General features: G+C 61.1%; 14 protein-coding genes and 3 pseudogenes. 7 read left to right on the top strand and 10 right to left on the bottom strand.

Annotated features, from left to right (window positions below):
* Positions 1 to 19: 19 nt before the first annotated feature.
* From AMK02_RS13190 to AMK02_RS13200, 3 genes and pseudogenes are all read right to left on the bottom strand, one after another.
* Positions 20 to 526, bottom strand: coding sequence for a GNAT family N-acetyltransferase (locus AMK02_RS13190; protein WP_064803381.1), 507 nt, complete (start codon positions 524 to 526; stop codon positions 20 to 22).
* 448 nt (positions 527 to 974) lie between these two features.
* A complete protein-coding gene (locus AMK02_RS13195; protein WP_064803383.1) occupies positions 975 to 1,346 on the bottom strand; it encodes a hypothetical protein in 372 nt (123 codons plus the stop codon).
* A gap of 140 nt (positions 1,347 to 1,486) precedes the next feature.
* Positions 1,487 to 2,304, bottom strand: a pseudogene (locus tag AMK02_RS13200) (AraC family transcriptional regulator).
* A gap of 94 nt (positions 2,305 to 2,398) precedes the next feature.
* Here AMK02_RS13200 and AMK02_RS13205 point away from each other — a divergent pair.
* From AMK02_RS13205 to AMK02_RS13220, 4 genes and pseudogenes are all read left to right on the top strand, one after another.
* Positions 2,399 to 3,369, top strand: a pseudogene (locus AMK02_RS13205) (phytanoyl-CoA dioxygenase family protein).
* A gap of 36 nt (positions 3,370 to 3,405) precedes the next feature.
* The gene (locus AMK02_RS13210) at positions 3,406 to 3,723 is read left to right on the top strand and encodes a hypothetical protein (protein ID WP_064803385.1); all 318 of its coding nucleotides are present in this window, start codon (positions 3,406 to 3,408) and stop codon (positions 3,721 to 3,723) included.
* Positions 3,724 to 3,861: 138 nt separating this feature from the next.
* Positions 3,862 to 5,274 (top strand): annotated as a pseudogene (locus AMK02_RS13215) (pyridoxal phosphate-dependent decarboxylase family protein).
* 251 nt (positions 5,275 to 5,525) lie between these two features.
* Positions 5,526 to 6,014, top strand: coding sequence for a hypothetical protein (locus tag AMK02_RS13220; protein ID WP_064803387.1), 489 nt, complete (start codon positions 5,526 to 5,528; stop codon positions 6,012 to 6,014).
* Positions 6,015 to 6,250: 236 nt separating this feature from the next.
* Here the strand turns inward: AMK02_RS13220 and AMK02_RS13225 are convergent, their stop codons facing one another.
* Positions 6,251 to 6,673, bottom strand: coding sequence for a TIGR02594 family protein (locus AMK02_RS13225; protein ID WP_064803389.1), 423 nt, complete (start codon positions 6,671 to 6,673; stop codon positions 6,251 to 6,253).
* A gap of 418 nt (positions 6,674 to 7,091) precedes the next feature.
* On the bottom strand, positions 7,092 to 8,675 hold the full coding sequence (locus AMK02_RS13230; protein WP_064803391.1) for a Na+/H+ antiporter: 1,584 nt from the start codon (positions 8,673 to 8,675) through the stop codon (positions 7,092 to 7,094).
* 213 nt (positions 8,676 to 8,888) lie between these two features.
* Here AMK02_RS13230 and AMK02_RS13235 point away from each other — a divergent pair, with 213 nt between their 5' ends.
* Positions 8,889 to 10,790: a potassium transporter Kup gene (locus tag AMK02_RS13235; protein WP_064803393.1), complete on the top strand. Its 1,902-nt coding sequence runs from the start codon at positions 8,889 to 8,891 to the stop codon at positions 10,788 to 10,790.
* 122 nt (positions 10,791 to 10,912) lie between these two features.
* Positions 10,913 to 11,689 (top strand): dioxygenase family protein, encoded by a 777-nt coding sequence (locus AMK02_RS13240; RefSeq protein WP_064803394.1) that lies wholly within the window; start codon positions 10,913 to 10,915, stop codon positions 11,687 to 11,689.
* A 104-nt stretch (positions 11,690 to 11,793) separates the two neighbouring features.
* Here AMK02_RS13240 and AMK02_RS13245 read toward each other — a convergent pair whose 3' ends face one another.
* The 5 genes from AMK02_RS13245 to AMK02_RS13265 all read right to left on the bottom strand — a co-directional run bounded on the left by AMK02_RS13245 (position 11,794) and on the right by AMK02_RS13265 (position 18,756).
* A complete protein-coding gene (locus tag AMK02_RS13245; RefSeq protein ID WP_064803396.1) occupies positions 11,794 to 13,266 on the bottom strand; it encodes a right-handed parallel beta-helix repeat-containing protein in 1,473 nt (490 codons plus the stop codon).
* 540 nt (positions 13,267 to 13,806) lie between these two features.
* Entirely contained in the window at positions 13,807 to 15,303 is a 1,497-nt protein-coding gene (locus AMK02_RS13250; RefSeq protein WP_064803398.1) for a right-handed parallel beta-helix repeat-containing protein, read from the bottom strand.
* Positions 15,304 to 15,690: 387 nt separating this feature from the next.
* Complete coding sequence (locus tag AMK02_RS13255; protein WP_064803400.1) at positions 15,691 to 16,911, bottom strand: ABC transporter permease; 1,221 nt, start codon at positions 16,909 to 16,911, stop codon at positions 15,691 to 15,693.
* A gap of 4 nt (positions 16,912 to 16,915) precedes the next feature.
* On the bottom strand, positions 16,916 to 18,055 hold the full coding sequence (locus AMK02_RS13260) for an ABC transporter permease (RefSeq protein ID WP_064803402.1): 1,140 nt from the start codon (positions 18,053 to 18,055) through the stop codon (positions 16,916 to 16,918).
* Positions 18,052 to 18,756: an ABC transporter ATP-binding protein gene (locus AMK02_RS13265; RefSeq protein WP_064803404.1), complete on the bottom strand. Its 705-nt coding sequence runs from the start codon at positions 18,754 to 18,756 to the stop codon at positions 18,052 to 18,054. The genes AMK02_RS13260 and AMK02_RS13265 overlap by 4 nt, the downstream gene beginning before the upstream one ends.
* 401 nt (positions 18,757 to 19,157) lie before the next feature.
* On the opposite strand from AMK02_RS13265, the gene AMK02_RS13270 reads away from it, so the two are divergent.
* The gene (locus AMK02_RS13270; protein ID WP_064800413.1) at positions 19,158 to 20,108 is read left to right on the top strand and encodes an IS110 family transposase; all 951 of its coding nucleotides are present in this window, start codon (positions 19,158 to 19,160) and stop codon (positions 20,106 to 20,108) included.
* Positions 20,109 to 20,235: the final 127 nt, after the last annotated feature.

Below are 20,235 nucleotides of genomic sequence, written 5' to 3' on the forward strand. Positions count from 1 at the left end.
CCCGCCGCGCCGCGACGGCCTACCCCACCAGCCGCCGCGCCATCATGACATCGTCGATCTCCCGGCCATCCTCCAGCACGCCGCCGGGGATACGGCCGATCTCGGCAAAACCTTGCCGCTGGTAGAACCGTATCGCCACCGAATTTTCGGCGCTGACGAAGAGTTCCAATTGACGGATGCCGATATCGCGCGCGTGATCGGAAATCGCCTCCAGCAGTTTGACGGCAAGGCCGGTTCCGCGCAGCTTGGCTCTGATATAGACCATGACGACCGTGGCGCGGTGGGCCATCTTGCTCGACCGCTGCCGAAATAGGCCCATGATGCCGACGGGTTCGCCCTTCTGGAAGGCGATGAAAACCGGCTCGTTCAGCCGATCGCGCCACTCCTGCAGAGAGAGAATTTCCCAGTCTTCGTAGCGGCTGGCAAAGGAGGACGGCTCGGCACGAAGCGCTTCCAGACGGATATGCCGGAAAGCCTCCACCTCGTCTGTGCCTATGAGCTTGATCGTCACGCCGTCTGCATCCATCTCCACCTCCCGGACTATCGGAGATATGTCATCGCAGCCGGCTGCAGTGGATGCAACCCGGAAGCGTGAGTTCGATTGGCGCCGCCTGGCCCCACCGCGGCCCCGCCAAGACTCAAGAGAGCCTCATTCTGAGGTGCGATCCGCAGGATCGCCTCGAAGGACGAGGCGGGTCTGTCGGCGGTTGATGAATGCAAGAAGCGGCGTTGGGCCGCGTGCTTCGAGGCTCTGCCCTCCGGGCTGCGCGCCTCAGCATGAGGGAGGTTGGAGGATGCCGCTCCCTTATAGTGGCAGGCGTTGGAGGATATCGCGCCCGACAAGTTGGGAGGCCTGGGCGCGAACACTGCTCCTGAAGACATGGAATTGGTGAGGGAGCAGAAGTAGTACCCGCAGCAGCCTCAAGGAAGAGGCGCGCGGTACGCTGTCAAACAAAGGGCAGTGCCAACTCCACCTACTGCGCCGGCGTTCCCACCCGGCCGCCTTTGCGCACGCCTGATTGATCGGGCTGCGCCTCCGGCTGATTGCCAAGCCGCAGATCCCATTGGCTGGGAGGCCGCATAACGGGCTGATCTGTCCTCGGTTCGCGGGTCGACCGCACAATCAGATCATCCGGTTCGAAGGCCGTCTGATCGCCAGGCCTCTCCATCTGAACCGGTGCAATCTGATAGAAGACGACGAGAAGAATTATCCCGACTACCGAGCACACGAGCGCATAGAGAATGAAATATTTCAGTGCATATCCCTCGCTGATCGACAGAGCTGCCTTGATAGCAGCGCGAATGATATTGCCGACATTATTGATAGATACTTCAAAGGAAGGCAATAGATTTTAGCCGATCTTTGGACAATTTCGAGAGCAGGCTGCATAAAATCAACATCTACTGGAGAAAATCGCTTAATTCCTCCCGCAGTGCTTGATTTATTCAATGTCGCGACAAAGACGGCGAGCGATAAACCAACAGCTCAACCTCGCTTATATCGCATCCGGAATTCACGGGGGCTGCAGCCCACGCGCTCACGAAAGACGCGAGAAAATTAGAACGGGTCTTCTATGCCGACCATGGCTGCGACGGTTTCGATCTTCTCGTCTGACGTGGCGAGCAGCTGCTTGGCATGGTCCATACGCGCCCGAAGCTGGAAGTCCTTGGGCGGCATGCCCGTTTCGGCGATGAATTTCCGCCGCAACGTGGCTGGCGACATGCGGTGCTCGGCGGCCAACGAGGCAAGGTCGAGAGGCTGCAGCGCCCTGCCCGCAGCGTCTCGACGAGATCGCCGGTCGCGCCCTCGCCTTCGCGACCTGCAGCAGCGCTCGCCCGCGCGGTGGCGATGACAATGCCATGGAGCGCCAATGCCGCCGAGGCCTGCCCGAGATGGCTGTCGTCGACGAGATCGGCATGCAGCCGCGCGAAGAGCCGCACCACCTCCTCGAGATGGCGCAGAGCCACGAGGGGATGGCGCTCGCCAATCAGCCGCATCCGAATGAAATCCCGCGTGAACGAACCCTCAAACAGCGCCCAGCGCTCGTCCCATCCAGCTTCATCAGGCCCATAGGAATGCGGGCGGTTCGGAAACAGCCAGAAGAGCGCCGGCCCCTCCACGGGCTGGCGCCCGCCCTCGGCGGTTTCGAGAAACCCCTGCCCGCGCTCCACCAGCACGGCCGCAAAACTCGGCAGCTTCCTGTCGTTGACGGCATGGCGCGCATGCTGTCTGCCGCTGCCGGTCACGGCAAGCCCACCGGCCGCGGCGAGGGGAGATCGATAGATAGCCTCGGCTTCTCTCATGAGCGAAAAATCCAGCTGCAACTTTCCTCCATGGCGATTGGTTCACGTAACGAGCAAGCTGCAGGCAGGCAAAGTCAAAGCAAGAATGAATGAAATGTCAATTGTCGCGAATGCGGCCGGGATGGGAGTGGCGCAAACGCCCCTCGCCGCCCATGGCAAAACAATCCCCGCTGAACGGCTCGGCCCGCTCGCACCGACCGATCCCGGTATCGGCATTGAGGCTATCCGCCGCCGCTATGAGGAGGATGGTTATATCTGGCTGAAAGGCCTCTGCCGCGCGCCGAAGTGATCGAGTTCCGCCGTTGGGTCTTCACCCACCTCGCCGAAACCGCCCTGCTGGCGCCCGGCCATGATTTCGCACTCGGCATCGCGGCCGCCGAAGGCTTCGACTGGAACTTCGCCAGCCGCCGGCTGATGTCGATCGTCCGCTCCGCCGCCTATGAAGGCTTCTGCGCCCAACCGAAACTCGTCAGCTTCATGGACGCCTTTCTCCAGGGCATCTCCTATCTCCATAAACGCAAGCTGATGCGCTATGTCCAACCCGGCACGGCGGTGGCGACCCCCGCCCATTACGACCTCGTCTATCTCCGCGGCGGCACCAGCCGGCTCGTCACCGCCTGGATCCCGATCGGCGACACCCCCGCCGAAATGGGCGGCCTCGTCTATCTCGAAGGCTCGCATGCGCTCGGCCGCAGGATGGAGGCGGAATTCCACGCGAACAGCGGCGCTCTCTCGCCGGAAGAGCGGATCAGCGCCTATAACAGTCACATGGCCGAAGGCGGCTGGCTCTCCAAGGACCTGCCCGATATAGCCGAGCGCTTCAACGCCCGCTGGCTCGCCGCCGATTACGAGGCTGGCGACGTCGTGCTTCACTCCCCCGACATGATCCACGCCGCCACCAACAACGAAGACCGCACCCGCCGGCTGCGCCTCTCCACCGACATCCGCTACCAGAACGTCGACGACGAGATCGACGCCCGCTGGAGCAACCACTGGAGCCTGGGGATATGTTGTAATAGAAAGGTGCTTCGAGCAGCGGACCCTCGCCAAGACACTCAGGTATAAAGGGAACGCTCAAGGGACGGCGAACGGCGCGAGTAAATGACGGATTTTGCGGAAGAATTGAACAAGGAATTTAGTTCCGACGGCTTCTTTTACAACATTCGCAAGATGAAATTCATAAAGACAGAAGCTGTGAGAGCCATCGAGAAAATTCGTCGTCTTGACTTCAGCACTTACAGCGAAGACGAGAAAAAAGACGTGGCGCTTCTGATCTGGAATCTTCCGGTCATGGCCTTGTGGTGGCGGGACCGATGCGTCGAGATGGGCGCGGATAAGGCTGAATTCGAAGCTTATGCCCGGGAGCTTCAGCGCGTTGTCGAAGAAAAATTGAAAGCACTGTTGGGCCAGCAGCCGTGATCTGGAAGTGCCCGGCGCTTCCGCCTCCGTTTGAGCCCTTCAACCCGGCGAGAAAAGATTCTAGACTGCTCACGCCGGTCAGCTCGCTTGGAGGCGGTCCCCAGGGATTGGCGGGCGCTCGGCTGAGGGGGATCCCGCATGTCGGCAATCGCATCACTGTTTGAGGAAGCCTCGCGGCTTGCAGCCGGGTTTCGTGAGCGCGCGCCGGCCCGCCATGTGCCCCGGCACGATTATGCCGCTTCGCTCGCCACCTTCGACGAGCCGCTGCCGGCGGCCGGCGCCGATATGGCCGATGTCATCAAGCAGCTCGCCGCGAACGCGGAGCCCGGCCTGCATTTCACTACGGGCCCACGCTTCTTTGGCTGGGTCATCGGCGGCTCTCATCCGGTCGGCGTCGCAGCCGACTTCCTGACCAGCGCCTGGGGCCAGAATGCCGGAAACCACGTCGCCGCCCCGGCCGCGGCCGCCGTCGAAACCGTCTCGGCGAGATGGCTTCTCGACATCCTGAAGCTGCCGGCCGAAAGCTCCGTCGGCTTCGTCACCGGCGCCACGGTCGCCAATTTCACCTGCCTTGCTGCTGCCCGCGGCGAGGTGCTGCGCAAAGCCGGCTGGGATGCCGATGCTAAGGGCCTGTTCGGCGCGCCTGAAATTACCGTTCTGATCGGCGACGACGCCCACACGACCGTCTTCTCAGCCCTGCAATTCCTCGGCCTCGGTGACCGCGTGTTGCGCCTGCCGACCGATCCGATGGGCCGGATCGATCCGGCTGCACTCAGCGACGCGCTTGCCCCCGTCAGCGGTCCCTGCATCGGCATTCTCCAGGCCGGGCAGATCAATACCGGCGGCTTCGACGAGTTCATCCGCCTGATCCCGGCGCTGAAGGGAAAAGGCGCCTGGGTGCATGTCGACGGCGCCTTCGGCCTCTGAGCGCAGGCATCGGAAAAATTCAGCCACCTCACCCGCGGCATCGAGGCGGCCGATAGCTGGGCGACGGACGGCCACAAATGGCTGCAGACGCCCTATGACTGCGGCTATGCGATCGTGCGCAACGAGCTTGCCCACCGCCGCGCCATGACGATTGCCGCCAGCTATCTGCCATTCGCTGCCGAGGGCGAGCGTGATCCCTCCCATTACGTGCCGGAGCTTTCCCGGCGCGCCCGCGGCTTCGCCACCTGGGCGATGCTGAAACATCTCGGCCGCGACGGCATCGCCGCCCTCATCGACCAATGTTGCGCGTCGGCTCGCCTGCTGGCCGAGCATCTCCGACGCGAACCGGGGATCACTATCTTGAACGAGATCACGCTGAACCAGCTCATCCTCCGCTTCGCTGCCGACCGCCCGGACGATGAAAGCGACGCGATCACCCGCGAGACCATCGCAAAGATCCGCGACGACGCCACCCTCTTCGCCGGCGGCGCCAAATGGCGCGGCCGCGACGTCCTGCGCCTGTCCGTCACCAATTTCCAGACGACCGCAGACGAAGCCCGGCGGGCGGCGGAAAGCATCATCGCTGCCTTCCGGAGTGTCAGCAACGACTCTCGCCCGCACTGATTGGCTTTGTGAAGCGCCGCCAATTCACAGCGATGCTGCCAGGTGCCCAGCCACCCGCCCCCGTCCTCGAGGCTCCGGCCTCTGGCCTGCGCGCCTCAGGACGAGGTCGGCCGCCGCCCGGCACCGCCGCAGTTCCTCGCACGTGCTGATCGGCTATTGACTCATCTTCGAGCAAAGCTACCGTTCTCCTCTGGGTTGAGGGCTTCGGCCCAGCGCTCTCCTTTGTCCCGCTTCACGTCCCACGGTTTCCCATGTCTCTATCTCTCCCTGTGATCGCCGCTCTTCTCGCTCTGATCCCGGCCGCCTCCCATGCCAGCGAGGCACGTGGCAAATCCACGCCTCCTCTGGAGAAGGACTGCGTGGAGGTCAGCGGAACTGCTCTGTCAGCAATAGCCGAAGGCCCGGCCTATGCGGCAGCCGAGCTCAAATGCGGCGCAAAGCTGTCGCTGGTGCTCCGGCGCCAGACCGGCAGGAATGGAGCCCTTCCCGTCTGGACCGCCGTCGACCAGGTGACGATCTCAAAGCCGTCGCCCCGCCACGAGCTTCTGCAGCCGGCCTATTGCTCATCCAGCCGGTTTCCCGACGTCGCCGTCTTTGCGCTCGGCAGGATGGTGGAGCAACCGGATGGCTCCTATCGATCCGAGGATGTGGTCAAAGCCTGGCGGTTCGACATCAAGCGCGAAAGGCTGGCAGCCATTCCCGCCGACGGCGTGATATGCGCGTTGGACGGGGGTGATTGACGGTCTGTGCGGCGATTCCGATGATAAGCCACCTCACGTCCTTCAAGGCTTCAGCCTCCGCACCTCGGCACAAAGGCCAACCGTTGTGCCAAGTGCCGCCGAGGCTGACGACAAACCAAGCGCCGCCCTCTCTCCGCCCTCTTCCCGAGGCGCCCCGCAGCGGCCTCGAAGGACGAGGCCGGCTACCATGAGCTATTGGATTTACTGGAACCAGCGGAAAGGTGAAATTTCCGGCTTCATCGTCGAACGGCAACGACCGAGCTGGTGCGGTAACGTGACAGCTGGACGCGGTTGGATTGGTTGCCGCCGAAGAGATAAACGTACTGGCGTCGTTGGTCGAAGTGGTCGAACAGGCTGACGTGGAAGCGCCTGCCGCTTCGAATGACAACGACATCTCCCCGCCTTGCCGAGCGGAAGAAGACGGGCTTGCCAAAGCTTTTCCAGGAAACTGCCATATTGGGATTGGGCGGCGGCTGGCGGGACGATCGTTTGGCGACGAAGGCGAGGAAGGCTCCGCACCACGACGTTCTGCGGGGATTGATGCCGAGAAACGAAATGGAGCGTTCGTGCATGCGATTATATTTCGAAGCCGTAACGAGCATGTCGGCCTCACACGGCACGGCAAAAACCGTGAGGGCTATGACGAGAATAATTTTCATTGTTTCTCACCATTGTTTGAATAATTTGGAACATCCGAAATGTGGCGAAGAAAAAATCGCGGCCGGAACGTATATTTAAATCATGGCAGCAATTAGAAGCAATTTGACCGCGTATTTTTTCAGAATTTACAGAAACAAAACTTTACGTAGCCTGCAGCATCGCGATGAAAACAGGTAATCTGGCAGCATCCAAACGCTCCGTTGGCGAAGCCGGACGATGGGAAGCTCGGTCCTGGAGGCAACGAGATACCGGCGCAATGAGAATACTCACGGCGAGCCACCCACCGACACCTCACAAAGAGGCAGAGGCAAGGCTATTAGCCGCGAGGCGATTTATATTTCAGGACCGCGTGGAATACTTCCATCTGCGCAAAAACTATTGCAGACCGACTGCCTTCAATCTGCAAGGCCGCGAAACTCAGGCCTTGGCTGAAATTGCACTCAGCTCCTCGAGATCGAGATCCCGTTCCAGCTCCTGCAGCGTCTCGTCATCTATATCACCGGCGCGATGGAGCCGAATGAGTTCCCGGCGTCCGGTTGCGACCGCCTCGAGAACGACATCGAAATGAGCATGGAGCACCGGGATATAATGTTCCGTTCTGGCGGCGTAATCCACGATCGCCGTGGCACGGCGCTGGTACCGTTCGAGCAATTGTGGATGGATAAGATTTCCCTCGAGGTCGTATGCCAGGTTTTGAATGGTTCCAAGCTGCGCCTGCGCCATGGCGGCTTCGGCCTGACTCATTGTGAGACGCGCTCTCTCCGTCTCCGGCTCCACCAGTCGTGCCCAGGCAATAATCCGCCCCAAACTCGTTCCTTGGACGAGCACGGTTCCGACAATGACGGAAAATGATGTTGCGAGGATGAAGTCGCGGCCGGGGAATTCTTCCGGCAGGCTGAGCGCCAGGGCGAGCGTCACCACACCGCGCACGCCGGCCCAGCTGAGGACGGTGGCGCCGCCGGCGCCCAGCGGCTTGGCGCGTTTGAACCCCAGCGGCGCGCAGAGCCGGATGACGACATCTGAGGCGAAGACCCACGCAAAACGGGCGATCACGAGCGTCACGAGGATTGCCAGCATCGGCAGTCCCATGGTGGCGATCACTGTGGCGAAACCGCCGCCGCGCTCAACGACATCGCGCAGCGACAGCCCAATCAATGTGAATACAGAAGCTTCCATCAGGAAGATCATCACAGTCCAGAACGACGTGCCTCGCATGCGCGTTGCGGCCGAGAATACGGTGTGCTGGTGCCAGGAGGCGATCAGACCCGTAGTAACGGTGGCGATGACGCCGGAAACGTGCAGCAGTTCGCCGAGCAGATAGGAAATCCAGGCGAGCAGCACGGTGGCGGCGATGATGAGATATTCGTCGCCCAGGCGCCGGACGAATTTCACCCACGCCGTTCCGACAACGACGCCGACGACCGCGCCGCCGAGCGCCAGCACAAGGAAGCTGGCAGCCGCCTCCACCGCGCTGAAACTTCCCGTTGCGGCGGCGGCGACGGCAAAGCGAAAGAGAACCAGCCCGCTCGCATCGTTCAGCAAACTCTCGCCTTCCAGCAGTATCTGCAGCCGTCGCGGCAGCTTGACGCGCTCCAGCACGGCACGAGCCGACACCGCATCAGGCGGTGAAACGATCGCGCCAAGTGCTGCACAGGCGGCCCAGGGAAGTGACGGAAAGAGAAGATGGGTCACGACGGCCACGACGGCACAGGTGAAGAACACCGCTCCGACGGCCAGCGAGGCGATGCCGATCATATGGCGCCGCAGCCGCACGAGAGCAATGGCCCAGGCTCCGTCCATCAAGAGCGGCGGCAAGAAGATAACGAGCACCAGCCCGGGATCGACAGTAATCGCCGGCAGCCCCGGCACGAAGGCCAGCAGAGCGCCGCCGGCCAGCAGCGCCACGGACGGCGGCAATCCCAGCCTGTGGGCAGCGTAGTGCAGCGCGATGATTGCGAGCAACATCGCAATGACCAGCTCGAACAATTGAGTGGGTTCCATCTCGCTTGGCCCCGGCCTGATACTGATTTCGGATGCCTACTACATAATTTTCAGGACCGAAATCGATTCATTCTGAACGTCTTGCGGCAGCCATGCCGGGCCGGCCTCCATGCTCGCTTCGTCGCGAAAAGTTTGCACCCGTACAAATTTACTTGCCCTTCTTCAATGCGGCATATGTTTCCGTCTGTAAGCAAGCGACGTGAGCGGGGAAACATGACTTCAGCACGTGCAGATAAGACCGGTGATGTCGCCAGCCGGGCCGGCTTTGTCGGATTGGTCGTCGGCGCCGTCGGCGTCGTCTATGGTGATATCGGCACCAGCCCGCTTTACGCCTTTCGCGAGGCGCTCAGACCGTTCACGGCCGATGGCGTCCACGAATTCGAGGTAATTGGCCTTATTTCGCTGATGATCTGGACGCTGACGATCATCGTGACCTTCAAATATGTGCTGTTCCTTCTCAGGGCGGACAATGACGGCGAAGGCGGTACACTCTCGCTTCTCGCTCTCCTGATGAAAAAGATGGGGCGAAACGTGCCCGTGCTGTTCTTCGCCGGCCTGATCGGATCGGCACTTTTCATCGGCGACGCGATGATCACGCCTGCCTTGTCGGTGATGTCCGCTCTCGAAGGCTTGAAACTGATTACCCCAGCTTTTGCCGAATACGTTCCGCCCCTGTCGGCGGCGATCATGATCGTTCTGTTTGCCGCCCAGTCGCGGGGGACCGCCGCTGTTTCAATGTTTTTTGGGCCGATAACGGTCTTGTGGTTCCTTGCCATGGCGGCAGGTGGCGTGATCCATATCGGCGACGATTGGAGGATTCTGGCCGCAATCAATCCTATCAACGCGCTCTCGTTCCTCGCTCATGCCGGCACCGTTGGGCTCATCGTCCTGGGCGCGGTCTTTCTGACAGTCACGGGCGCCGAAGCGCTTTATGCCGATCTCGGCCATTTCGGGCGACGCCCGATCCAGACGGCATGGTTCGTGCTCGTCTTTCCGGCATTGCTGCTGAATTACCTCGGGCAAGGCGCGCTCGTTCTCAGCCAACCCGCAGCGATCGCCGATCCGTTCTTTCTGATGTATCCCGATTGGGCCTTGCTGCCAGTGGTTCTTCTGGCGACGCTCGCAACCATCATCGCCAGCCAAGCCGTGATCACTGGCGCGTTTTCCTTGGCCCGCCAGGCGGTTCACCTCGGCTTTCTGCCACGGCTACGGATCAAGTTCACCTCGGAGACCAATACCGGCCAGTTTTACGTGCCGAGTGTCAATCTCCTCCTGCTGACCGGCGTGCTGGTGCTGATCTTTTCCTTTGGCGACTCCGAGTCACTGGCAACGGCTTACGGCATCTCGGTGACTGGAGCCATGGTGATCACAACCATGCTGGCCTTCCAGTTCCTTCGCGCCGCTTGGGGATACTCCTTCATGCTCGCATCTGCAGTGCTTTTGCCGCTCTTCGTCATCGAAGTTGTCTTCCTCGCAGCCAACCTGCTGAAAATCCAAGACGGCGGCTGGGTTCCGGTCGCCCTGGCGCTGGCGATCATGATTTTGATGTGGACATGGACCCGCGGGCAGACCTACCTCAAGAGACTGCGGGCCAACAACGAGATTCCGCTCGATTCCTTCATTCGCTCGATCGAGCGGAAGTCGGACCATTCACCGGTTACCGTTCCGGGAATGGCGGTTTTTCTAACCAGCGTGCCGGACCGGACGCCGAACGTTCTGCTCCACAATCTCAAGCACAATCACGTGCTCCACGAACAGAACGTCATCCTGACGGTCTGGACCGAGGACGAACCCTATGTTCCCGACAACAGGCGCATCAAGATAAGCCAGCTCTCGCCGCGTTTCGTGCGTCTCGACATCACTTTCGGCTTCATGGACGATCCCGACGTCACCAGGGCGCTGGCTCTCTGCCGGGAGGGAGGCTTCAAGTTCGAGATCATGAGAACGTCCTTCTATCTCGGTCGCCGCAACCTCGTCAGGACGCCGAACACCGGCCTGCCCGGCTGGCAGGAACGCATATTCATGGCGCTGGAGGGCTTTGCCATCGATCCCTCCGATTACTTCAACCTGCCGTCAAACCGCGTCGTCGAGCTTGGCGAACAGGTTGCCATATAAAGTCTGATGGCCTCGCCCTGCTTCGCGCCGACAGCCTCGTCACCGTCGATCATTGCCGGGATTTAACTGGCAGTCCCGGCCTATCCCCCTTACACGCCAGATCTTGAGACAAAGGAGGACATATGAAGAGGCGGACTCTTGTACTTGGCGGCGCCGCGATTGCCGCATCGTCGGTTGTTGCGACGGCAATCTGGCCGCGGCGGCATGTCATGGCGGCAGCCAGGACATTCGACTGGAAGGGCACTGATTTCCTGAGCGGCGGCACCAAGTCTGTCGCCTTGGAAAAGCTGCCCGCGCCGCTCTTCCGCACTCGCCCGAATTGCGTCGTGACCATCGCCCAGACCCTTGGTCCCTGCCATGTCAACGACGTCCCGGCCCGCCAGGACATCTCGGAAGGAGAAGCCGGACTGCCGTTGCGGCTGGCCCTGCGTATCGTCCATGCAGCCGATTGCCGGCCGGTTGAAAATGCCGACATCGAAATCTGGCATACCGATCACCGTGGCATCTATTCCGGCCGAGAGGCTGCGAAGATGTGTACACTTGGTGATGCCAAGGCGATAAGCGGGCTCGCCTTTCGCGGCCGCCAGCTGACTGACAAGGCCGGGCAGGCAAGGTTTCTGACCGCCTATCCCGGATGGTATAGTGGCCGCACGCCGCATGTTCATTGCCGCATCCTCGTGGACGGCAAGGAGCTTCTCGTCAGCCAGGTCTATTTCGATGATGCCCTGAGCGACATCATCTATGGTGAGCATCCCGACTATCGTGGACGCCCCCGCCGCGATACGCGCAACGACGACGACGGCCTCATTCCGCAGGACGCCACCGATCACATCTTCGATCTTGAAAAACTTGATGGCGGCGTGCTTTCCGCCACGATTACGATCGGCCTCTCTTCCTGAGCCGATGGCGGCGAGCGACAGGAGAGCCCTTTCCCCGAACGCTGCTCGGCGACCTCTGATGCCGCCACGGCTTCTCGCCGTAGCGGCGATGCGCCCGGCTATCCTCAGTGCAGCACGCCGTGTTGAAGCATAGAGACGATCAGCGGGTCAGCTTCTGAATGATGCAACGGCTGAGGCGTGATCTCATGGTGTGAAATTTCGCTGCCGTTTTCCGGGCCAGCAAGATCGGCGGCTTCGATGGTGACGCCGTGATCGCCGTTGCCAAGTGTCGACCCATGCTTTTCGACAGCCGCCTTGCCGAAGTGACGAAGCAGCAGGGTTTCATCCGATACACCGTTTTCCCAGATGGGATTGTCGTGGCGGGCGCCGACCTTATCCGCTGCAATCTTGTCGGCAGCAAGTTTCAGGTCGTTGTGGGATGTGAGCCCGGTGTCCGATACGAGGCTGATGCTCGCATCGGCGGCGGCGAGACTGTCGGCGCTTGCAAGCGTGGTAGGACCTTCTTCGATGATCGTGTTATCGCTGACGGGAAAGGTGCCTGCAGCGATGATCGAGGGGGAGATGCTGTATGGCGTGACATCGCTCGCGATGAAATTGTCATGGAAGGATCCGGATGCCGGCCGGTCGACCTTCAATGCAGCCTGGGTCAGGTCATCGAAGAGGTTGCCGTAGATATCGATGCCCTCGCGAACATAGGTCGTCGTGCCGGCGGAGCTGACCGCTACGCCCCAGACGCCGTCATGGATATAGTTGCCTGATATATCGTAGTTGCGTGTATCGCCCGTGTCGCCGAGACCGATGGCGTAAGACCAGCTGTAGCCGCCATAGCCGGATATATCGTTGTCATGGATGGCAATATCCGTGCCGGCCTGCGCGCTGATCCCGAAGCCGCCGCCGAGGATGGTGTTCCCCTCGATCACCGCGTCCACAGGCCGGATGAGCGTCAGTACGCCCTTCGGCGTCACCGCACCAGTCTGATCGAGATAATTGCCGCTGATGACGATGTTGCTGCTGTCGTTTATCTGGACGGCATCCGCCGTGGTGCCGTGGGCGTTAGTGACGGTGTTGTTGAGGAGAGTGACGCCGTTGATCTTCTCAATCCACATGCCGTCGCCGTTGACATCGTTGATCGTGCTGTTTTCGATGGTGATGTTCGAGCCGGTCCTGATGCTGATGGAACCGGCCTTGCCCGCCAAACCGGTGTGGTCGACCTCGACATTGTTGATCGTCCAGTTCGAAACATAACCGCCATAGATAGCCGCGCCACCGGTGTCGGTGATCTTGATGTTCTCGATGACGATGTTCGAGGTGTAAAGGCTGTGAATGCCGTCGCCCGGGCTATGAATGACCGGAGCGTCGCCGATCCCGTAGCTGCCGATGGTGATCGGGGCGTCGACAGTGCCGGAATATTTGAGATCGAGCTGGTCGTTGAACACGCTTCCGGCGGCGAGAAGCACGCTGTCGCCCGGCTGGAGTTTCAGGTTTTCCACCGCCCAGAACGATGCGAAGGGGGAATCCTCGCTTGTTCCGGTGTTCGAGTTGGAGCCGGTCGCTGAATTCACATAATAGACTGTCATATCGCCTTGTTCTCACATTGTCGCGCAGTCGACTGGCTCGACTGCAACGAGTGGATCGGATGCGATCGGGACTAAGGCCGAAAACGCCCCCAATGCTGCGGCTACAGCGATCGAAGGCCCATCGGCCTGCCTTGTTCCCGAGAAGCGCCTGGCGGTGGCGGCACCCTCAAGGCTACAACCTCAACGAAAATAATCCATCGAACAACGACCAAATGGTGAATGAACGGTATCGGACTGCCTGCGGGCAAGGGCTGTTGAAATGATGCTGACCGCAGTCTTGCCGGTTCCCGGTGCACTTTGAATGCGATTGTGGTTCATCGTGAGACACCACAATGTTCCGAAGGCAAAGGCGGGGTGAGAACGCCAGACCCGTGTACCCGCTCGATGCACGATCAGGGCGCAATTCTGGTGAATGTTGCGTTCATTCGGCCGCGGCTGGTCGTCAATCCAGTCCCGCAGCAGCAAAGCGGCCGGCTGCCGCTCATGAAACCCCGGAAATTATCCGGGATTTCTCTTTGGTTCAGTTTCAGCTGCGCGCCCTCAGCTCAGCAAGCTATCCATATGGAGGTAGACGGTCAGCGTATCGCCGTCGCTGTGGTACGAGTTTCCATCGTCGATCCCGTAGCTGAAGGTCTCGCTCACATGTCCGTCATGGTCATGGTCGGGGAGCTTCGTTTCATCGAGCGTGTAGGCATAGTTGCCCTCCCGGTCCACGTGGATGACGCCGTAGTCGCCGGTCAGCGTCAGGCCGTCCTTGCCGACGCTTTCGTTACCGAAGCGGCGCAGCACCAGGGTCCCGTTATCGGAGCTGTCGTTTTCGAGGAGATTGCCGCGGTGGGCGTCGCCCGTATCCGTGAGAATCTTCAAATTGTCGTGGACGGCGACAACCGCCGGATCCGCCGACGCCTCCGTGACTGCGGCAGTCGTGACAACCGGGCTCGCCAGCGCCGTCTCGACATTGGCGACCGTATGGTTGTTGCTGACAGTGAAGGTGTGCGCGTCGACGATCGAAGGCGATATGCTGGTGGCGTTGGTGCCGCTCTCGATTGTATTGTTGGAGAAGGAGCCGGAGGCCGGTCTGTCGACCTTCAGCGCCGACTGCGAGAGGTCGTCGAAGACATTGTCGTGGACCTTGATATTCGTGCGGGTATAGCTCGGAGCGTCGGCGGGGGCGGTAATGACGACGCCCCAGGCGCCATCGTGGATGTGGTTGCCCGCAATATCGTAGTCTCTCGCATTCCCGTCATCACCGAGACCGACGGCGAAGGACCAGTTGTAACCGTGAAATCCCGATATATCGTTGTCGCGGATGGCGACGTTCTTGCCCGCTTGTGCGCTGATGCCGAAGCCGCCGCCGCTCAGCGTATTATCCTCGACCACCGCGTTCACCGGCCTGATGAGCACGAGGACGCCCTTGGGGCTATCGGCTTGCGTCTGGTCGAGATGATTGCCTTGGATCAGGATGTTGCTGCTGTCGTTCACCTGGACGGCATCGGCCTTGGCGCCGTGGCTGTTCGTCACCGTATTGTTGAGAAGTTTGAGGCCCTCGACCTTGTCGATCCAGATGCCGTCGCCCTTAGCGTCCGAAATCTTGCTGCTTTCGATCGTGATGTTCTTGCTGTTGCGGAAATTCATGGCGCCTGTTTCACCCGACAATCCCGCCTTGTCGACTTCCACATGGCGAACCGTCCAGTTCGAAACACTGCCGCCAGAGATGGCAGAACCACCGCTATTTGTTATCTTGAGGTTCTCGATAACAATGTTCGACGCATAAAGGCTATGAATGCCATCACCGCCACTATGGATGACGGGTGCCGCCCCCGTCCCGTAACTGCCGATCTTGATCGGCGCGCTCTCGCTGCCGGAATATTTGATATCGAATTGTTCGTTGAACACGCTCCCCTTGGCGAGCAGCACACTGTCGCCTGGTTTCAGTGCTAGGGATTCCACTTTGGACAAAGTCGCAAAAGCCGAGTTCTGGTTCGTCCCATCGTTGCGGTCGGAGCCAGTCGCTGAGTTCACATAGTAGATTGTCATATCGCCAATGTTGCCCTGTTCGTCGGATCGCTATGTCACCACTGAGACCGGCCGGGATCGGCCGATCGCCTGCGGCGGGGGCAACCGTCCACGGCAAGAAGGCGAGAAGATGTTATCAATGCGGCAGCGGACCGGTTTACGGGCTTTACTCCACAGGCAATGGCGCCGGGTCCGATAACGCGCTGAAAAGCTGCAACTAGAATCGAAAAACCAGCGACTTGAAGGCGAATAAATCGGAGAACGGCGGGCGGCAGATATCTCTCCTTCAGGCTGCACCGCAGTGATTCTGCTCTCGCTTGCGCTCAAGCTACAGCGCCACGCATGCCGATCAGCCATATGGTGAGAAGACCCGAGGGGCCGTCTCGAATCATGGGGCGGGTGATCATCTCAGCGCCATTTCCCCCTCGCCTGCAAAGCCGAAGTCAGCGGCAGCCGCGCGGCGGCAATCGCCGGCAGGGCGCCGCCGAGTATGCCAATGGCAAGGCCCAGCAGGCCGGCGGTGAAGACCACGTCCGGAGTGACGTCGAGCTGAAAGGCCATCCTGGTATTGTTGGCGCCCATGGTGCTTGCCTGCCAACCGTCGAAAGCGAGCTTGGAGGCGAAGACACCGAGGCCGGTGCCGGCCACCGACAGGAGCACCGCCTCCACCCAGGTAGCGGCGAAGGCCGGCAGGCGGGCAAAGCCGAGGAGGCGCAGCGTCGCGATTTCGACGCTGCGGTCGGAAACCGAACTCATCATCGTATTCAAGGCGCCCGCCGCCGCACCAATCGCCATCAGCAGCGCGATCGGCCAGCCGAACAGGCGGATCAGGCTTTCGGTGCGCTCGGCCTGGCCGGCGTAGAGATCAGCCTCGGAAACGATTACGAGCGGCGCGCCGGGCAAGCCCGAAAGGCGATCACGCAATGCCGCCAGTGCTCCTGCGGGATTGCCTCCGCCGTCGAGCCGCACACGCAGGCTCTGCACTTGCCCCTGTCGGTCGAAAGCCGATTGCACCACCTCCAGATCCGCCCAGATCTCGGATTCAAAGGCGCTGCCGCCCGAAGTGAAATGCCCGACGATCCTCCAGTCGAGTGCGCCGAACCGGATCGTCTCGCCGACCGCAAAGCCGGGAAAGGTGTCGGCGATGCGGGCGCCGACGACGATCTCGCGCTCGCCTCGCGAAAACAGCCGCCCACGCGAAAGCCGCGCGCGTTCACGCAAGCCGGGGCCTGCCGGATCCATGCCTCTGAGCGACAGCGTCTGCTCGACGCCCTCGCCTTGTCTGACATCGACGGGAACGACGGTCTCGCGCGACAATGCGGGCTTGCCCGCGCCATCGCGCGCGATCCCGGTCTCGCCGCTCATGGCCGCAAGGCTGCGGATTGCCTCGGCCGGCACCTCCGAACCAGTCTCCTGGTTGGTGCCGCCGCCGAGAATAACGGCAATAGCAGGCGAGCCGGCGCCGGCGAGCGCGGCCTCGAAGCCGCGCGCCATCGCCAGGAAACCTGAGAGCACCGCCACGACGAGGGCGACCGACAGTACCATCGACAACGAGATCCAGAGCCGTCGCGGCAGGCTGCCAAGGTTGACTCTGATCATGAGAAAGGTCTGCTTGAGCGTTGATGACATTGGGCTATCTCGTTTTGAAGGCGTCGACGATGGGCAGGCGCACGGCGATCACCGCAGGCAGCAGCCCGGTCAGCAGGCCGAGCCCCGCTATAATGGCGAGAGATTTCGCAAGCACGCTCGTGCCGAAGACGAGGCCGAACTCCGGTCCGATGGAAAAAGTCGCAAGCTTGGCGAGAACAAGTCCGCCTGCGCCGCCGACAAGAAAGATAAACAGTGTCTCGCCAAGAATGAGCGCGAGAATCCGCGGACTGGAAAAGCCGAGTACCTTCAAGACGCCGATCTCGAAACGCCGCTCCCTCACCGCAAAGAGCATAGTGTTGACCGCGATCATGAGGATGGTGACGAAGGCCGCCCCCACGACGAGGCTCACGATCAGGCTGATATCAGCGAATTGCCGGAGAAACGCTTCAAGGAACTGCTTTTCCGACTGCGTCCTCGTCTGCGCCGCCGAATTGGCGAATAGAGCATCGATCCGCGCTGCCAGCACACTTGGTGACACGCCCGGGCGCGGACGTACCACGAAAGCGTCAACCGTATCCTTGTCGCGCGCACGAGCCGCATTGAGGGCGTCGTAGCGGGTGAGCATGAAATACGTATCGGTGCTGGCATCCGCCCCCTCAAAAATACCCGCGATCGTGAAGTTCCAATTGCGGCTGCCGTCAGCCCTGGCAAGCTGCCCGGTAAAACCGATGCGCTGGCCGATCGACCAGCCCTCGGCTTCCGCCAGTGCCCTGCCGACCAGCACCCGATCACCGGCCTCTTCCAATGCCGCGATCAACTTCGGCGTCAGTTTGAGCTCGTCGCCGTTGGCCGCGGCTATCGCCTGTGGATCGACGGCACTGACGGCAACCACATTCTTTTGGACCTCGACGAAGCCCCGCATACGTGCGGTATAGGCGACTGCGGCGACATCGCCGTCGGCCGCGATCCGGTTGAGATAAGCAAGCGGCAGCGGCAGCCCGCGGCTCGATTTGTTGAAGACGCCGAGCAGATTGTCCCTGGCGCCGGCCGCGCCTTGGCTGCCGCTGACGAAGCTCGCCGCAAGCCCGTAGATCAGGAAGGCGATGCCGACTGAAAACATCAGCAAAATGGCGCGCAGCCGCTTGCGCCAGATATTGCGCCGCATGAGCTGGAAGAAGGTCATCGGCCCGCCCTTTCCTCGCTGACGAATTCACCCTTGTTGAGACGCAGCGTGCGCCGGGCAAAGGAAGCGGCCTCGGGATCATGCGTGACCATGATGATGGTCTTCTGAAGCTCGCGATTGAGAAAGCTCAGTATCTCCAGGATATCATCGGCCGATTTGCGATCGAGATCGCCGGTCGGCTCGTCGCAAAGAATAAGATCGGGATCGGTGACGATGGCGCGGGCAATGCCGACGCGCTGCTGCTGCCCGCCCGACATGCTCGACGGAAACTGCCGCTGGCGGCCCGCAAGTCCGACGAGATCCATGACCGTATCGACGCGAGCCCGCCGCTCCTTGCGGCCGAGCGGCTTCAACAGCAGCGGCAACTCGATATTCTCCGCCGCATTCAGCGGCGGCAACAGATTGTAAAACTGGAAGACGATGCCCATGGCATGTGCCCGCCAGACCGCCCTTGCTCCTTCGCCCATCTGCTCGAGACGGCTGCGGCCGACCCTGATTTCACCGGCATCCGGGCTGTCGATACCACCGAGCATGTTGAGAAATGTCGATTTCCCGGAGCCAGAGGGTCCCATGACAGCAACGAAATCGCCGCGCGGAATGGAGAGATCGAGCCCGGAAAAGATCGGAATTGTCTCCGCTCCGATCCTGAAGGACTTCCTGACGCCAGCAAGGGCGATATAGGGTTCTGCGGTGTCGGTCATGGTTCTGCTCCTTGGTTGTTTATTCATCGGAGTCGCGGCGCGAAAAACGGAGAAGAGACCTGCCGCGCCCGGCACACTTCTTTTCACCCACGTAGGCATCTGCATCCGCCGAACCCCGTGACCAGCCCCGTCCTTCGAGGCCCGCGAGCAACTCGGGATGAGGCTGGAGAAAGGTGCGGCCCGCAGCGCCCCTCATCCGGCTGCCGCCCCCTTCTTGGATGAGCAAAATGTAGGATACTGATGCCTGCCGGGCGGGTGGCCGCCCGCCCGGCAGCTGGTTGTCGGATCGTCACCTTCTTAGCCGTTAGGGGCTGTGGGGAGCAGGATCGCAACCGGCTCTTCATCTGGCCCGTGTGGTTGCAGGAACCTTGGGGTTCGTATCCAAGACAGGGACGACGAAGATGACCGATAATAGCATGATTTGTGCCGGAATCGATGTCGGCAAAAGCCATCTCGACATTGCCCTCCATCCCGGCCGCGCAAGGCTGAGGGTCACTTATGACGCTGCTGGCCTGAAGGCGCTTGACGCCTTTCTTCAAGAGCATGACGTCAGCCGCATCGGCTTCGAAGCCTCCGGCGGCTATGAATGGCGGTTGCTGGCGCATCTGCGGGCCGGCAAGCGGCCGGCGGCGCGTCTGCAGCCGGCGCAATTGCGCTTCTTTGCCAAGAGCCGGCTCAAGCGAGCCAAGAACGATCGCCTCGATGCCGTGCTGATTGCGCTCTTCACGGCAAGTCTCGAGCAGTTGCCGGCGCTGCCGGATGCACGCCTCGACAAACTGGCGGCCGAACTGACCTATCTGGAACAGATCGAGCAGCAGATCGCCCTGATCAAAACCTTTGCCGAGACCGCCTTGTCGGAGGCGATCAAGCGCCGTCATGCGCGCGAGGTCGCCCGCCTCGAAACCTGCCGAAAGGCCCATCTGCTGCGGCTCGAAAAGATGGTTCGCGACGATTGTGACCTTTCGCAACGGCTCGATCTGCTGACCTCTATTAAGGGCATCGGGCTGCGCAGCGCCCTGTGCCTGATCATTCGGCTGCCCGAGCTCGGCCATGCCAGCCGCGCCGAGATCGCCGCCCTTGCCGGCGTCGCACCCTATGACGATGATAGCGGAAAATATCATGGCAGACGCCGCATCCAGGGTGGTCGCGAACGCCTGCGAAAGAGCCTGTTCATGTGCGCGTTTACGGCAACCCGGCACAATCCGGATCTCGCCTCTTTCTACGCCCGCTTGCGTCAGAACGGAAAGGATCACCTGTGCGCCGTCATAGCCGTCGCACGCAAACTCATCGTTCTCGCCAACACAATCCTCTCTCGAAAGACCGAATGGACGCCACAATACCAGCAAAAATGAAACATGGTTGCTCCCCCGCGAGCGGGGAGAAGGGGACATGCCGTGACCTCTCCGTGCCCATTCACACTACGCGAGGCACGTCCCCTCTCCCGTCAGAACGGGGAGAGGGTTAGGGTGAGGGGCAGCC

Origin of the sequence: Rhizobium sp. N731, assembly GCF_001664145.1 — a bacterium.
GTDB classification, from domain to species: Bacteria; Pseudomonadota; Alphaproteobacteria; order Rhizobiales; family Rhizobiaceae; genus Rhizobium; species Rhizobium esperanzae.

What these genes read in the sequence shown, in the direction of transcription:
- AMK02_RS13190 (WP_064803381.1), bottom strand. Translation starts at nt 526, where the DNA reads ATGGATGCAGACGGCGTGACGATCAAGCTCATAGGCACAGACGAGGTG.
- AMK02_RS13210 (WP_064803385.1), top strand. Translation starts at nt 3,406, where the DNA reads ATGACGGATTTTGCGGAAGAATTGAACAAGGAATTTAGTTCCGACGGC.
- AMK02_RS13220 (WP_064803387.1), top strand. Translation starts at nt 5,526, where the DNA reads ATGTCTCTATCTCTCCCTGTGATCGCCGCTCTTCTCGCTCTGATCCCG.
- AMK02_RS13225 (WP_064803389.1), bottom strand. Translation starts at nt 6,673, where the DNA reads ATGAAAATTATTCTCGTCATAGCCCTCACGGTTTTTGCCGTGCCGTGT.
- AMK02_RS13230 (WP_064803391.1), bottom strand. Translation starts at nt 8,675, where the DNA reads ATGGAACCCACTCAATTGTTCGAGCTGGTCATTGCGATGTTGCTCGCA.
- AMK02_RS13235 (WP_064803393.1), top strand. Translation starts at nt 8,889, where the DNA reads ATGACTTCAGCACGTGCAGATAAGACCGGTGATGTCGCCAGCCGGGCC.
- AMK02_RS13240 (WP_064803394.1), top strand. Translation starts at nt 10,913, where the DNA reads ATGAAGAGGCGGACTCTTGTACTTGGCGGCGCCGCGATTGCCGCATCG.
- AMK02_RS13245 (WP_064803396.1), bottom strand. Translation starts at nt 13,266, where the DNA reads ATGACAGTCTATTATGTGAATTCAGCGACCGGCTCCAACTCGAACACC.
- AMK02_RS13250 (WP_064803398.1), bottom strand. Translation starts at nt 15,303, where the DNA reads ATGACAATCTACTATGTGAACTCAGCGACTGGCTCCGACCGCAACGAT.
- AMK02_RS13255 (WP_064803400.1), bottom strand. Translation starts at nt 16,911, where the DNA reads ATGTCATCAACGCTCAAGCAGACCTTTCTCATGATCAGAGTCAACCTT.
- AMK02_RS13260 (WP_064803402.1), bottom strand. Translation starts at nt 18,055, where the DNA reads ATGACCTTCTTCCAGCTCATGCGGCGCAATATCTGGCGCAAGCGGCTG.
- AMK02_RS13265 (WP_064803404.1), bottom strand. Translation starts at nt 18,756, where the DNA reads ATGACCGACACCGCAGAACCCTATATCGCCCTTGCTGGCGTCAGGAAG.
- AMK02_RS13270 (WP_064800413.1), top strand. Translation starts at nt 19,158, where the DNA reads ATGACCGATAATAGCATGATTTGTGCCGGAATCGATGTCGGCAAAAGC.